This is a genomic window from Novosphingobium sp. P6W (assembly GCF_000876675.2).
In the GTDB taxonomy this organism is placed as follows: Bacteria; Pseudomonadota; Alphaproteobacteria; order Sphingomonadales; family Sphingomonadaceae; genus Novosphingobium.
Genome location: NZ_CP030353.1, coordinates 364,225 through 377,302, shown reverse-complemented (window position 1 = coordinate 377,302; position 13,078 = coordinate 364,225). Strand labels below are relative to the sequence as shown.

General features: G+C 67.2%; 13 protein-coding genes. 5 read left to right on the top strand and 8 right to left on the bottom strand.

The genetic code is table 11. The annotated features are described in order from the left end of the window. Positions 1 to 72: 72 nt before the first annotated feature. Positions 73 to 783 (bottom strand): class II aldolase/adducin family protein, encoded by a 711-nt coding sequence (locus TQ38_RS18090; RefSeq protein ID WP_043978251.1) that lies wholly within the window; start codon positions 781 to 783, stop codon positions 73 to 75. 23 nt (positions 784 to 806) lie between these two features. Next, the gene (locus TQ38_RS18085) at positions 807 to 1,874 is read right to left on the bottom strand and encodes an ABC transporter substrate-binding protein (RefSeq protein WP_240198131.1); all 1,068 of its coding nucleotides are present in this window, start codon (positions 1,872 to 1,874) and stop codon (positions 807 to 809) included. Between the two features lie 204 nt (positions 1,875 to 2,078). Between TQ38_RS18085 and TQ38_RS18080 the strand changes: the two genes are divergently transcribed. Together TQ38_RS18080 and TQ38_RS18075 are read left to right on the top strand one after the other, a co-directional pair. Next, on the top strand, positions 2,079 to 3,017 hold the full coding sequence (locus TQ38_RS18080; protein WP_043978246.1) for an LLM class flavin-dependent oxidoreductase: 939 nt from the start codon (positions 2,079 to 2,081) through the stop codon (positions 3,015 to 3,017). A gap of 12 nt (positions 3,018 to 3,029) precedes the next feature. Then, positions 3,030 to 4,184 (top strand): LLM class flavin-dependent oxidoreductase, encoded by a 1,155-nt coding sequence (locus TQ38_RS18075; RefSeq protein WP_043978245.1) that lies wholly within the window; start codon positions 3,030 to 3,032, stop codon positions 4,182 to 4,184. A gap of 95 nt (positions 4,185 to 4,279) precedes the next feature. On the opposite strand, the gene TQ38_RS18070 is transcribed toward TQ38_RS18075, so the two are convergent. The 4 genes from TQ38_RS18070 to TQ38_RS18055 form a co-directional block, all read right to left on the bottom strand. Next, complete coding sequence (locus tag TQ38_RS18070) at positions 4,280 to 5,341, bottom strand: ABC transporter substrate-binding protein (RefSeq protein ID WP_043978244.1); 1,062 nt, start codon at positions 5,339 to 5,341, stop codon at positions 4,280 to 4,282. A 153-nt stretch (positions 5,342 to 5,494) separates the two neighbouring features. Continuing rightward, positions 5,495 to 6,346, bottom strand: coding sequence for an ABC transporter ATP-binding protein (locus TQ38_RS18065; RefSeq protein ID WP_043978243.1), 852 nt, complete (start codon positions 6,344 to 6,346; stop codon positions 5,495 to 5,497). Positions 6,347 to 6,356: 10 nt separating this feature from the next. Next, a complete protein-coding gene (locus tag TQ38_RS18060; protein ID WP_043978241.1) occupies positions 6,357 to 7,127 on the bottom strand; it encodes an ABC transporter permease in 771 nt (256 codons plus the stop codon). Then, a complete protein-coding gene (locus TQ38_RS18055; protein ID WP_043978239.1) occupies positions 7,124 to 7,906 on the bottom strand; it encodes an ABC transporter permease in 783 nt (260 codons plus the stop codon). The genes TQ38_RS18060 and TQ38_RS18055 overlap by 4 nt, the downstream gene beginning before the upstream one ends. Before the next feature lie 327 nt (positions 7,907 to 8,233). On the opposite strand from TQ38_RS18055, the gene TQ38_RS18050 reads away from it, so the two are divergent. The 3 genes from TQ38_RS18050 to TQ38_RS18040 all read left to right on the top strand — a co-directional run bounded on the left by TQ38_RS18050 (position 8,234) and on the right by TQ38_RS18040 (position 11,640). Further along, positions 8,234 to 9,556, top strand: coding sequence for a lipase family protein (locus TQ38_RS18050; protein ID WP_205316163.1), 1,323 nt, complete (start codon positions 8,234 to 8,236; stop codon positions 9,554 to 9,556). A 188-nt stretch (positions 9,557 to 9,744) separates the two neighbouring features. Then, on the top strand, positions 9,745 to 10,848 hold the full coding sequence (locus TQ38_RS18045) for an LLM class flavin-dependent oxidoreductase (protein ID WP_043978237.1): 1,104 nt from the start codon (positions 9,745 to 9,747) through the stop codon (positions 10,846 to 10,848). A 36-nt stretch (positions 10,849 to 10,884) separates the two neighbouring features. Next, a complete protein-coding gene (locus TQ38_RS18040) occupies positions 10,885 to 11,640 on the top strand; it encodes a dienelactone hydrolase family protein (RefSeq protein WP_082057863.1) in 756 nt (251 codons plus the stop codon). A 7-nt stretch (positions 11,641 to 11,647) separates the two neighbouring features. On the opposite strand, the gene TQ38_RS18035 is transcribed toward TQ38_RS18040, so the two are convergent. Both TQ38_RS18035 and TQ38_RS18030 read right to left on the bottom strand, forming a co-directional pair. Continuing rightward, positions 11,648 to 12,397 (bottom strand): siderophore-interacting protein, encoded by a 750-nt coding sequence (locus tag TQ38_RS18035; RefSeq protein ID WP_043978234.1) that lies wholly within the window; start codon positions 12,395 to 12,397, stop codon positions 11,648 to 11,650. A gap of 25 nt (positions 12,398 to 12,422) precedes the next feature. Beyond that, the gene (locus TQ38_RS18030) at positions 12,423 to 13,028 is read right to left on the bottom strand and encodes an O-methyltransferase (protein WP_043978232.1); all 606 of its coding nucleotides are present in this window, start codon (positions 13,026 to 13,028) and stop codon (positions 12,423 to 12,425) included. Positions 13,029 to 13,078 lie beyond the last annotated feature (50 nt).

Here is a 13,078-nt window from a genome sequence, read left to right as displayed (position 1 = left end):
ATTGTCTACAGGAATAGTAGAGAACAGGGGGCCAAGGCAAGCGTTTCTATCGCAGCCGCCGCTCAGAACGCCTCAATAGCGATCGGCGACAGGCAGCAGGCCCTCCTGCAAGGCGGTGTCGAACAGCTTGCTCATCTTCCATTGCTGGCGCAGCACGCCGGGGCCGAAATCGCGCGAGCCGCCGATCGCCTCGGCGCGGATCGCGATGTCGGCGCCTTCCTCCAGCAGCAGGATGAATTCGGCCAAGTCGCGCAGGCCCTTCCAGCCCCACACCGTCGCGCCGCCATTGGCTTCGAGAATCGCCGGAGTGCGGGGGCTGGTCCTGAGGGTTTCGAGGATGAAGGCGTCCTCGTCCTGACGGCGATCGATATAGATCGGGATTTCGCGGGCAAGCTGGAAGCGCTGTACGGGGACGTAAGTGAACGGCAGGCTGCGGTGCGTCTGCGACCACGCGCCCAGGTTCGGCGTGTGGACATGGCTGAGCGAGGTGATGTCGCCATGCTGCTGAAATACCGCCAGAAAGCGCAGGGCGCCGAACCCCTTGCCCTGATACACTGTGCCGTCGAGGCCGAAGATGTCGGCGCTCAGCGGCTTGTCGCGCTCGAACGGGCCGGGATAGTTCACCGACACGAGGAAATCCTCGCCCGGCACGCGTTCGATGAAGCCGACGGTGCCGTTCGCGGTGATCGTGCCGGTATCGCGGAACGCAGCGAAGGCGTTGGCGGCCTCGGCGATGGTCGCTTCGGCAAAGGCGGCGACGGATGCGGGAATGGTCTGGGTCATCGGGCGGTTTCCTTGTGTCTTTATCAGGCGGCGCGGTCGATGGCGCGCAGCGCAAGGGCGGCGGCAAGCGGGCGGGCATCGACCCAGGCGTCGATATCGACCGCCATTTCCAGGAAGCCGTGAAGGCGCAGGAACTGTTCCTGCACCCGCAGCATGTCGATGCGTTCGCGCGAAAGATCGGGATGCAGCGCGCGGTGGAAGCCGTCGCGGTAGGCTGCCTCGACTCCCGCCGGGCCGGAAAACGTCTCGCGTTCGAGGATGTGGCCCAGCTCGGCCGGATGGCTGGCTGCCCAGTCGGCGGCGCGCAGCGTCTGATGGAGGAAGCGCACGACGATATCGAAGTGCTCCTCGATCATGCGGCGGTGAGTGACGATGGGGCGCGGCGTTCCGTTGTTCACCCGCGTCATCCGGCTGGGATAGGCGTCTAGGTCTATGCCGACTTCGAGGCCCAGCTGCTGCGCGGCCTCTGCCGCTGCGGCGCCCTTGACGTAGACCGCATCCACCCGCCCTTCGGCCAGCGCCTGCAGGCCCGACCACATGCGCTGCATCATCTGGGGTTCGGAAAAATCCACCTGCGGGGTCGGCACGTCCACGAACTGCACGTCCTCCAGGCTCAGCCCGCCAAGGCGCAGCGCGCTCTTGATCCCGTGCAGCGACATGCCGCGCACCACAGAGGCGCCGCGTGTGGAGACATAACCCGGCAGGGCGAAGCGCAGCCCGGCAAGGCCTTCCGGCTCGAACACGTTCTGGCCGGGGCGGACCATGATCGCCTGTCGCTCATCGATCCAGGTCAGGCCGATGACGCGGGTTTCCGCACCCAGCGCCCTTGCCGCCAGCGCCGGGATATTGCCGCCTTCGCGGAACAGGCTGCGTGCCATGTCTTCGCTGTTCGGCTCCACGACACGCAGCCGGTCCTCGCGCAGCCAACTGACACCGATGCTGTCGCGGCGGAACTCCTCGTCCAGCCAGCCCAGCGACCATGCGATGTTGGAAGCGGCGGGCACCGGGGAGCGCACCAGCCAAATCCGTTCAAGTTCCTCGGCCCCGGTCGGTCGCATCGGCATCGCTCTCCAGTTGTCGGTACGCTGCAAAGCAAACCCCGTGCCAGCACCGTTGCCAAGCGGTTTTGCGCGCGGTCGCTACGCCGATTGTCCAGATCGCGACGACCGGTGCGCAGAATTGAGCAGCCCACCGGCCAGTCTGCGCCAACCTTTGAAACCGCGCAGCAGTTTACGCCGGGTGGCATGGTCCATGCTTTGCCGAGGTTGGATTTTATCGATCGAAGGAAGCCATCCATGGCACTCAGCGTCTACTGGAACCTGTCGACGACGGCGGCGCCCGATCGCCGGCGCGCGGAATGGGGCGAGGGCGAGCGCGCCTGGGTTCCCGCCCGCGACGCCGGCAGCCGCCGTCTGCAGATCAACCATTACGATTACCTCACGCAAGTCGCGCGAGCGGCGGAGCTGACCGGCTTCGACGGTCTGGTCATCCCGGATGAACCGGAGGGCGAGGAGCCCTGGATCGTCACCGGCACACTGCTGCGCGAGACGCGGCGGCTGCGGCTGGTCACCGCGATCGCGCCGGGTTCCGCCTCGGGCGTCTACCACGCCAAGATGGCGTCCAGCGTGCAGCGCTTTTCGAACGACCGGCAGGCCTGGCTGATCGATGGCCCGCGCGGCCTTGCCGCGGGCGACCCGGTAGCGCCGCAGGACAGCGCCGCGCGCACCGGAGAACTGCTGACGCTTGCGGAAGGGATCTGGGGCGACGGGCCATTCGACCAGGAAGGCCAGCACTTCATCGTCGAGAAAGGCGGTCTTGGCGGCCTGGTACGCGGACGGCGGCGTCCGCCGGTCTGGCTGCGGCAATCGGAGGGGCCCGGCGCCGACCTGCTCGTCCATGCGGGAGTCCTGCTGCTGGACGCGGCGGTGTCCATCGATGCCTTGGCCGATCTCGTCGGCGATGCGCGCCGGGCCAACCCGTCGCTGCGGATCGCCGCGTCGTTGCCGTTGCTCACCCGCGCCGACGAGCGCGACGTGGCGGTGGAGGCGGCCTATCTCGATCCCGGCCCGTCGACGCTGGTGGGCACGTACGAGGCCGTGACCGCGAAACTGCGGGATCTCGCGGCGGCGGGTCTCGACATTGCCGTCCTGTCCGCCGCCGACCAGATCCGCGAAGTGCACATTGCCGGCGAGCAGATCATCGGCCGCCTGCGCGCCGCTGCCGTCGCAGCCTGAAGGAGATCACAGATGAGCATCGACTTCTATTGGCGCATCCCGACTCACGGGTGCAGCAGCTCGATCCGCGAACGCAGTTCAAACCGGGGTGACTGGTCGCCGTTGGCCGCGGGCAACCAGGCACCGGGCCTCGCCGATGGCGCGCCGGACGGCACCAGCTACCTCGACCATATGGCCGAAATCGCCCGTGCGGCGGAAATTTCAGGCTTTGCGGGCGGATTGCTGCCTTCGTTCCCGATGACCGACGATCCCTGGGTGATCTCGGCCGCGCTGGCGCGGGCGACCAAGGCGTTCCGCTTCATGATCGCATTCCAGCCCGGCTTCCTTGATCCGGTCCGTGCGGCGCGCATGTCGGCCAGCCTGCAGCGCGCCACCAACGGCCGGGTGGTCTACAACATCATCACCGGCGGCGGCGGCCCCTCGCAGCGCTGGTGGGGCGATCCGTTCGATCACGACGACCGCTATGGCCGCACGACCGAGTTCCTCGACGTGATGAAGGGCGTGTGGAAGGAGGGGCCTTACACGCACAAGGGCCGCTTCTACGAAGTCGAGAACGCGGCGCTGCCCCCGGCGCTCGCGGGCGAGGATCTGCCGACGGTCTACTTCTCCGGTTCGTCCGAGGCGGCGTTGCAGTCCGCCGCGCGCCATGCGGATTACTACCTGTCGTGGCTGGAGCCGTTTGCGCAACTGGCGCAGAAGTTCGAGCAGGTGAAGCGCCGTACCGCCGAGATCGGGCGCGGCATCAAATGCGCCATTCGCGTCGAAGTGGTCGCCCGGCGCACGGAGGAGGAAGCCTGGCGCGAGATCGAACTGGGCTTCGCCAACGTGAAGGCGCAAAGCCGTGACAGCTTCGGCGGTCAGCGCGGGGATTCCGTGGGCGTACAGCGTCTGTCCGGGCTGGGCGTGGCGGATGCGCGCGACTACCGCGACCTCATCGTTTCGCCGAATGTGTGGGGCGGGTTCAGCCTGCTGCGCCCCGGCCCGGCGCTGGGCATCGTCGGCAGCTACGAGAACGTCGCGGCGCGGCTTGACGAGCTGATCGGTCTGGGCGCGGATTCGTTCATCCTCGCCGCCACGCCGCATCTGGAAGAAGCGTACCGTGTGGGCGAGGAAGTGCTGCCCTTGCTGGGACACCAGGCTGTGCAGCGGCTGGAGGCGGCCGAGTAAGCAGCCGTCGCCCCGGATCAATCAAGCGGACAAAAGAAAACCCGGCGAGACCATCTGGTCCCGCCGGGTTTTTCCTTGGCTGACGCCGATCGCGGCTATTCCGGTTCGGTCCACCAGCCTTCGAGCTTCAGGTCGCGGATCGACTGGTCCACGTATTTGCGATCGGTAAGTTTGGAGACGTCCACCTTGGTCCGCGTCAGCCCGGTGCGCGAGGCATAGTCCGAGACGAAGTCGAAGTGGTCCTGCAACGCCGCATTGAGCAGCGGCGAATAGCGTTGCCGCCAGGGCAGCGGGTTGTTCTCGGCGTCCTTGATTACCGCGTCCAGCGGCGTTCCGCCCAACGTGCCCCACGACAGCACGGTATCGCGGTTCTTCTCGTCGCTCGACCAGCGGGCCTGCCGCACGAAAGCGGTCACCACGGTCTGCACCACGTCGGGATGCGCGTCTAGGAACGCCTTGCGCACGAACGTCCCGGCCATCATCTTCCAGCTTTCCGGCGCATCGCGGGTGGACCACAGGATGCGGGCAAGGCCCTTTTCCTGCAGCACGTAGGCTTCGGCCTGGATCAGCACGATCGCGTCAACCTTGCCGCTGGTGAGCGCGGCCTGCCCGGCGACGGCGTTGACGTTGATGATCTTGAAGTCATCGAGCGTCATGCCTTGCGACTGTACGTAGCGCGCGAAGCCGGCCTCCCACGGGCGCCCGCGGTGAAGCGCCACGCGCTTGCCCTTGAGGTCGCGCAGCGTGCGCGCGGTGGAATCCTTGCCGACCGCGAGGTAGATGTTGGAGCCGGCCCGGCTTGGCACCACCAGTCTCAGGTCCACGCCGCCAGCCATCGCGATGACCGAGGGCAGGTCGCCGTAAGCCGCCATGTCGATGGTCTTGGCCGCGAAGCCTTCGTTGACGACCGGGCCGCCGACGGAAGCGGGGACCGGCACCCAGCGGGCCTTCCAGCCCTTTTTCGCCAGTTCGGCGTCGAGCCAGCCGTCCTGCTGGATCTGGTTGAGGCCGCCGATGAATTCGTTCTTGCCGTCCTTGGGCGAGACGATGCCGGCAATGTCGACCACCTTCTCGTCCGGTTCCGCGCCGCCCGAGGAGCACGCCGCGAGTGTGAACAGGGGCAGCAGCAGGGCCAGGAACTTGTGGCGTCTTGTCATGGTGGGCTCCGATGGGCGGGTTGGAGGCGGTTGGGTTTGGGGTTTGGGCTGGGCTTCGACAGGCTCAGCCTGAGCGGGGTTGCGGGATCGGTCTGCTTCGGACCGCGCGCCGCTTTGCCAAATCCCGCTCAGGCTGAGCTTGTCGAAGCCCCATCAGCCACGAGGGCGTCCGGGGAAATTGACCAGCGTGCCGTCGTCGCCGCGCGGCTCGCGCGTGAGTTCGGCGAGGATTTCGTCCTTGAGGCGGTGCAGCAGCGGCGAGGCGCGGTCGCGCGGATGAGGCAGGTCCACGTCGACGATCCGGGCGATGCGGCCCGGACGCGGCGACATCACGACCACGCGGTCGCCCAGGAACAGCGCCTCGTCGACATCGTGGGTGACCATGATCATGGTCGTGCCCGCCTCCATCCAGATGCGCTGGAGTTCGGCCTGCACCTTGACGCGGGTGAGCGCGTCCAGCGCGCCGAGCGGTTCGTCCAGCGCCAGCACCTTGGGTTCGTTGGCCAGCGCGCGGGCGATCGCGGCACGCTGCGCCATGCCGCCCGAAAGCTGGTGCGGATAGGCATCGCCGAAGTCCGAAAGGCCGACCAGCGCAAGGTGTTCGGCGATCACCTTCTCGCGCCGGTCGCGCGGCAGTTTCTGGTTGAGCAGCGCCACCTCGACGTTCTTCGCCACGGTCATCCACGGGAACAACCGGTGATCCTGGAACACCAGTCCGCGTTCCAGGCCAGTGCCGGCGACGCGGGTATCGTCGAGCCGAATCTCGCCGTCGTAATCGGTGTCGAGCCCCACGATCAGGCGCAGCAAGGTGGACTTGCCGCAGCCGGAAGGTCCGACGATGCTGACGAATTCGCCGGGCCGGATCGACAGGTTGATATCGTCCAGCACGGTCATCGCCTTGCCCGCCATGGCGTAGCGCTTGGACAGGCCGGAGATGCGCACGGCGCCGGTGCTGGCGGGGGCCTTGGCCGAAGCGGGGCCGCGAAGGGTTCGGTGGTCGGTCATGAGCGTATCCCTACTTTCCCGCAGCCGGCAGCCAGTGCAGCAGCCGGATGCGCAGCAGCGCGAAGAGTTGATTGAGCGCGAAACCCATCACGCCGACGCAGGCGACGCAGACGAGCACCACGTCGGTGCGGGCGGCGACCTGCGCCGCCATCATCTCGGTGCCCAGCCCGGCGCTGGCGCTGAACAGCAGCTCGACGCCGATCGTGGCAATCCAGGCGAAGGCGAGCGCCTGCGAGACGCCGGTGAAGATCAGCGGCAATGCGCTGGGCCAGGCGATCAGGCGAAGCGATTGCAGGCGGGTGAAGCCGTAGAGCCGGCCGACTTCGGCGTAGCGTTCCTCGATCGCCTGCATGCCCTTCTGGGTGTTGAGCACGGTGGGATAGAAGGCCGAAAGCGAGACAAGCAGCAGCTTGGCGCCGTCGCCGTTGCCGAACCACAGCGCCACCAGCGGCAGCCAGCCCAGGATCGGCACCTGCCGCATGGTGGTGATGAGCGGCGACGCGGTGCGGTCGAGCACGCGCGAAAGGCCCGTGGCCACTCCGGCGACGATGCCAATGGAGCCGCCTATCAGCAGCGCGGTGAGGGCGCGTTGCAGGCTGGCTCCGGCGTGGAGGGCCAGGCGGCCATCGGCGATCATTTCGGCGAAGCTGCGGGCGATCTGGCCCAGCGGGGCGAAGGCATAGGCATGGCCCGAACCCTGGCGCGATTCCCATTCCCACCAGCCCAGCACCAGCGCGGGAAACGCCAGCGCGAGCGCGAACGATGCGAAACGCCGGTTCATGCAGTCCTCCAGCGGCCAAGGTGGCGTTCGATGCGGACCATCGAATTGTCGAGAAGAAAGCCGACCAGCCCGGTCACGAAGACGCCCGCCAAGACCACGTCGATCTGGAACAGCTGGCGGCCCATCTCCATCATCTGGCCAAGGCCGCTGTCGGCTGCGAGCAGTTCGGCGGCGACCAGCGACAGCCACCCGCGCGTCAGGCCAAGGCGCAGCCCGGTCAGCACCTGCGGCACGGTGGCGGGCAGGATCAGTCGCACCAGAAACGGCGCCAGCGGCATCCGGTAAAGCCGCGCGACTTCGCGGTGGCTTTCGGGGATGTCGCGCACCGCATCATGCGTGGCGAGGGCGGAGGGAAAGAAGCTGGCCATCGCGACGATGACGATCTTGAAGCTGTCCTCCACGTCGAAGAACAGGATCAGCAGCGGGATGAAGGCGATCACCGGCACTTGGCGCACGCACGTGAACGTGGGCCACAGCAGGCGGTGCACATTGCGCGACAACGCCATTGCCGCGCCGGTGGCGACACCGATGACGCTGCCTATGCAAAAGCCGCTGGCGAGCCGGTAGAGGCTGGCGGAAAGGTGGCGCTCCAGTTCGCCGTCCGATGCAAGCGCCAGCAGCGTGGCGCCGATCTGTTCGAGCGGCACCAGAACCTGCCGGGGCCAGATTCCGCTCAGCGCGGCAATCTCCCACAGCAGCAGGATGCCCGCGATCGGTGCAATCCTGATCGCCGCGAAGGTCAGGCGGGATCGCGCCGATCCATGGCTTGGCATTGGCATTGCGGAATGACTCCCTGCGCTGTCGCAGTCCTGCCGACTATTTCAGCAAGGTCCGTGCCAGTCGGCTGTCAGGGCGGGGATCGTGCGTCCGGGGCGTTCCGGCTGTCTAAATCTGCACAGTGGCTGCAGCGATACGGCCAGGCGGTGCATCAGCCGCAGTCAGCGCACCGATTGCGCGGATCGGAGCAGCGGGAAGTTGGATTCGCCGTAGCGGGTTGCCGTGCGATGGCATCGAGTTATTGAATAATCAGGATAATACCAAAAAGCGCGATAACGGCACGCTTGTTGCTTTTCAGGGCTGTTCCTGGACACAGCGAAAGGCCTCCCATGATGTCAGTGCGCGATACTCAAGTTCCGCCGGTGCGGCGCAACCCCTCGGTTCGCACCGTTGCTCTGCTGGCGCTCCTTGCAGTGTTGGTTTTCGTGACGCTGAGTCTGCCCGGGCCGGCGATGGCCCAGCGTGCGCCGCAGCCCGATCCCGAGCAGGGCGATGGCCGCGTGTCCGCGTTCTACGACTGGGTGAAGGCGATCCCGGCCAAACCGGGCAAGCTCCTGCGCAGCGAGCCGCTGCCCGAGACGGTCGGCCTGTCGAACGCTGCCCGCCAGTCGCGCATCCTCTACACCTCGACCAGCGGGTTCGACAGCAAGACGCCGATCGTCGTTTCGGGCGCCCTGTTCGTGCCGAAGGGCACGCCGCCCAAGGGTGGGTGGCCGGTGATCGCCTGGGCGCATGGCACGGTCGGCCTTGCCGATATCTGCGCGCCGTCCTGGGCAGGGCGGTCCTACCGGGACACGGTCTACCTCAACCGCTGGCTGGCCGAGGGGTATGCCGTGGTCGCCACCGATTATCAGGGATTGGGCGTCGCCGGGCCGCATCCGCTCATCAACATCCCGGCGATCTCCTATGGCGTGCTCGATTCCATCCGCGCGGTGGTGAACGGCGGGCTGGGCATCGCCAACAACGCAGTGATCGTCGGCCAGTCGCAGGGCGGCGCGGCCGCTTTCGGCGCGGCGTCCTATGCGCCCACTTACGCGCCCGACATCGCGCTCAAGGGCGCGGTCGGCACCGGGGTGATCTACAATCGTTCGCCCGAATTGCCGACGCTGCCGCCGCCGCCGGTGAAGCCCAACCCCAATGTGTTCGACGAGGCGATCGTCTACAGCTTGTTCGGCTTCGTGGTCGCGCAGCAGTTCGATCCCACCCTGCAATTCGCGGACGTGTTCACCGAAAAGGGCGCCGTACTGGCGAAGCAGGCCCGCACGGCGTGCCTGTTCGGGGTCGAGGCGGATGCCGCCTTCGGCCAGTTCACCCGCGCCGAGACGTTCCTTGCCAAGCCGGGTGAACGCTACGCGCGCTTCCTCGAAACGGCGGACGAGCGGGCCGCGCGTTATGGCCGCTATCCCACGCTGAAGCTGCCGGTCCCGATCTTCATCGGCACGGGCGCATCGGACCTGACGCCGTCCGCGCTCAACCAGTTGACCCTGATGAAGGACGCCTGCGCCGCCGGATCGGTGGTGGAAGGCCACGTCTACGCAGGGCTGGGCCATAGCGCGACGGTCAACGCCTCGCTTCGCGATTCGATACCGTTCGTGAAGAAAGCCTTTGCCGGAGAACAGATCACCCCGGTGTGCGAGCCGCACCTGCAATGAAATCCGCGCATCGGTGCGCGCAGGCTCTGCTGCGAAAGCACCAGCTTGCGCCTGCCGGTGCGCGGCGTTTCCACCAAAACCGGCTTTGCGGATAGCCCGAGCCGCGCGCCACGCGGCCTTGCCACCAACTGGCACCCTTGTTGCTTCACGGACCACATCGGCCATGCGCCACAAGCAAGGAGTGATCGATGCCAGTTGAATTCGTCGGCGGCCTGTTCCCCCGCAACCAGCTCAACCCCTTCGGCGCCTATGGGCAGGCCCCGGATCTCAACTACCTGCGCGATCTTGCCCGCGCCCATGAACATGCCGGGTTCGACCGGGTGCTCATCGCCAACGGCGGCGCGGACCCGATCTTCCTTGCCGCCCATGTCGCCAGCCAGACCGAACAGCTTGGCTTCATGATCGCGCACCGTCCCGGCCTGATCGCGCCGACCATCGCCGCGCGCTCGTTCGCCACGCTCGACCACACGACCGGCGGCCGGGTGCGCCTCCACGCCATCACCGGCTTCGCGGCCGAGCCGGAGCATGGCGAGACGCTGATCGACAAGAACGAGCGGTACGCCCGCGCCGATGAATACCTCGAAATCGTCCGCCGCTCATGGACCTCGGCCGAGCCTTTCGATTTCAAGGGCAAGTATTACGAGGTCCAGGGCAAGTATTACGAGGTCCAGGGCGCGTTCCTGCCGACCAAGCCGCTCAGCAAGCCGCATGTGCCAGTGTCGGTCGGCGGCTCCTCGGACGCGGCCTACCATGTCGCGGTCAAGCACTCAGACCTCTATGCGCTGTGGGCCGAACCGCTGGCGGACACCGCCCAGCGCATCGCCAAGCTGCACGCCGTGGCAGCCGAATACGGGGTGGCCGCGCCGCGCGTCAGCCTGTCGGTGCGCCTCATCATCGCCGAGACCGAGGATCTGGCCTGGGCCAAGGCGCACCGTATCGTAGAACAGCTCAAGGCCAGCCGGGTGGGCGGTTCCCGGGGCAGCGACAAGGGCCAGAGCGGCGGCGGGCAGCGCCAGCTCGCCTTTGCCGAGCAGTCCGAGCGGTTCGACCGCGCGCTGTTCCTGGGCACCTCCACCGCGATCGGCGGCGGCACGGATTCGACCTCGCTGGTCGGCACTCCGGATACCGTGGTCGCCGCGCTGCTCGACTATTACGACCTTGGCGTCACGACGTTCCTCAACCGGGGCTACGATCCATATCACGATGCTGTCGAATATGGCCGCGATATCATCCCCGCCGTGCGCGAAGCGGTGCGCCGGCGTGAGGAAGCCGCGGTGCGGCTGCGCGCCTGATAACCGAAAAACCATCACGGCAGGGGGAATTACGATATGAAGACATTAGCCATGGCGCTGGCCGCCACGCTGTCTCTGGCGGCAGTCGCTGCCCAGGCGCAGGAGGCGATCCGGGTGCCGACGCCGCGCGGGCTGCCGGTCGAGGTCATCATCGACAAGCCGGCGGGGAAGGGGCCTTTCCCCGCCGTTATCCTGGGTTCGGGATCGGGCTATGATATGCGCAGGCCGATCCTCGCCAAGACGGCGCAGGCGCTCGCCGCGCAGGGGATTGCGGTCTACCGTATCGACTGGGCCTACCGCGTTGCCGGCACGCCCTTCGCGAAAGAGCCGCGCGACAAGAAGGCGCAGATCGAAGACATGCGCACGGTCCTTCGTCTCGCCCGGCAGGACCCCCAGGTCGATCCGTCCCGCATCGCGCTGGCGGGCAAGTCGCTAGGCTCGGTCGTCGCCTGGCAGCTCCTGCGCGTAACGCCGGAGGTGAAAGGCGCGATCCTGCTGACGCCGGTGTGCGATCCCAAGGAAGATGCCGAGGCACCGGCGGGTTTCTACCCCGACCTTGGCGCCGAAACGCGGCCACGGCTGTGGGTGATGGGCGATGTCGATCCGGTCTGCCCGGTGCCGGTGCTGGAACGCTACATCGCGCAAGGCGGGCGCGGCGACCGGATTGCCGTCATCAGCGGGGACCACAGCTACAAGAGCCCGCTCCATCCCGAACGGGACGAGCGGGCGCTGGACCTTGCGCTGGACCTGACCAGCGACTTCGCGCTGACCTTGCTGGCGCCCGGCCGGTAGGGCAGGTTCAGTCGGTGAGCTTGCCGTGGGAATCCGCCTCGCCCTTGCGCCAATAGCCGGCTGCCTTCGACCATTCGCGCGGGTGGCCGCGCTCGGTCAGGAGGTGGTCGCGCAGGGCGCGGGCGACGGTGGTTTCGGCGGCGATCCAGACGAAGCCCTCGCCTTCGGGCAGGGCGATGTTACGCACGACGGCGAGCAGCGCTGCCGGATCGTCCGCGCTTTCGGCCGGGCGGTGCGCCCAGATCGCGGTGTGGTTGGCGGCGGTTTCGAAGGTCTGGTGTTCCTCGGGCGAAGTGACGGCGACGACGCTGATGACCTCCACGCCTTCGGGCAGGTCCTCGATGCGGCGGCCGATGGCGGGCAGGGCGGTTTCATCGCCCACCAGCAGCCACCAGTCGAACGTGGGTGAGACGACCGCCGATCCGCGCGGGCCGCCGATCTCGATGGCATCGCCGGGCTGCGCGTCGATCGCCCAGCGGGTGGCCGGCCCCGCCTCGTGGACGGCGAAGTCCAGCGTCAGGCTGCGGGCTTCGGCGTCGTAGGCGCGCGGGGTATAGTCTCGGCGCTGTTCCTGCCCCGTATCGTCGGCGGGAAGGAACAGCTTGACGTGATCGTCGGCGCCAAGGCTGACGAAGTCGGTCAGGTCCTCGCCTTGCAGCACCACGCGGATCATCGCGGGGGTGAGGTATTCCTTGTGCGCCACGCTCAAGGTGCGGCGGCGGGTTTCGTGGCGGTGGCGGATGATTTCATGCTTCATATGGGGGGCTTTCCTTGGGCGGCGCTCAGGCCGGATCGTAGCGGCTGACTTCGATCCCGGTGCCGACCGGCAGCAGCACGCTGGTGATGCCGGGCTTGGCGCGCACGGCCTGCGAATAGGCGCGGGCGTTGTCGCCGCCGGGGCGGATCATGTTGTCTGCAACGATGATCGCGCCGGGGTTGAGCATGGGATAGAAGGCTTCGAGCGAGGGGACGTAGAGGTCCTTCCACAGGTCCAGCAGCACGAAATCGACCGGCTCGCCGAGCTGGGCGATCAGGTCCAGCGCATCGCCGACGCGGAAGTCGATGTGATCGGCCAGACCCGCTTCTTCCGCCTTGGCGCGGGCATGGGCGGCCTTGTAGTCCTGCAGTTCGAGCGTGATGACCTTGCCGCCCGATGCGCGGGCGGCTTCGGCCAGCCAGATTCCGGAATAGCCGTAGGAGGTGCCGATCTCCAGGATCGTCGGCGCTTTCAGGCTGCGGGCGAGGATGTTGATGAGGCGGCCCGTTTCAGGCCCGACCGCAAGCAGCCGCGCATCGCGGTCCTCGGGCGAGGAAGGGCGGGGCTGGGCCTGTTCGCTAGCGATCCGCTGGTGAAAACCGTCCAGCACTGCCGAGATTTTATCGTCCATGAAAGTCTCCGATGGCGCGTGATGGTTCGACCCTAGCTCCATTTAACGCC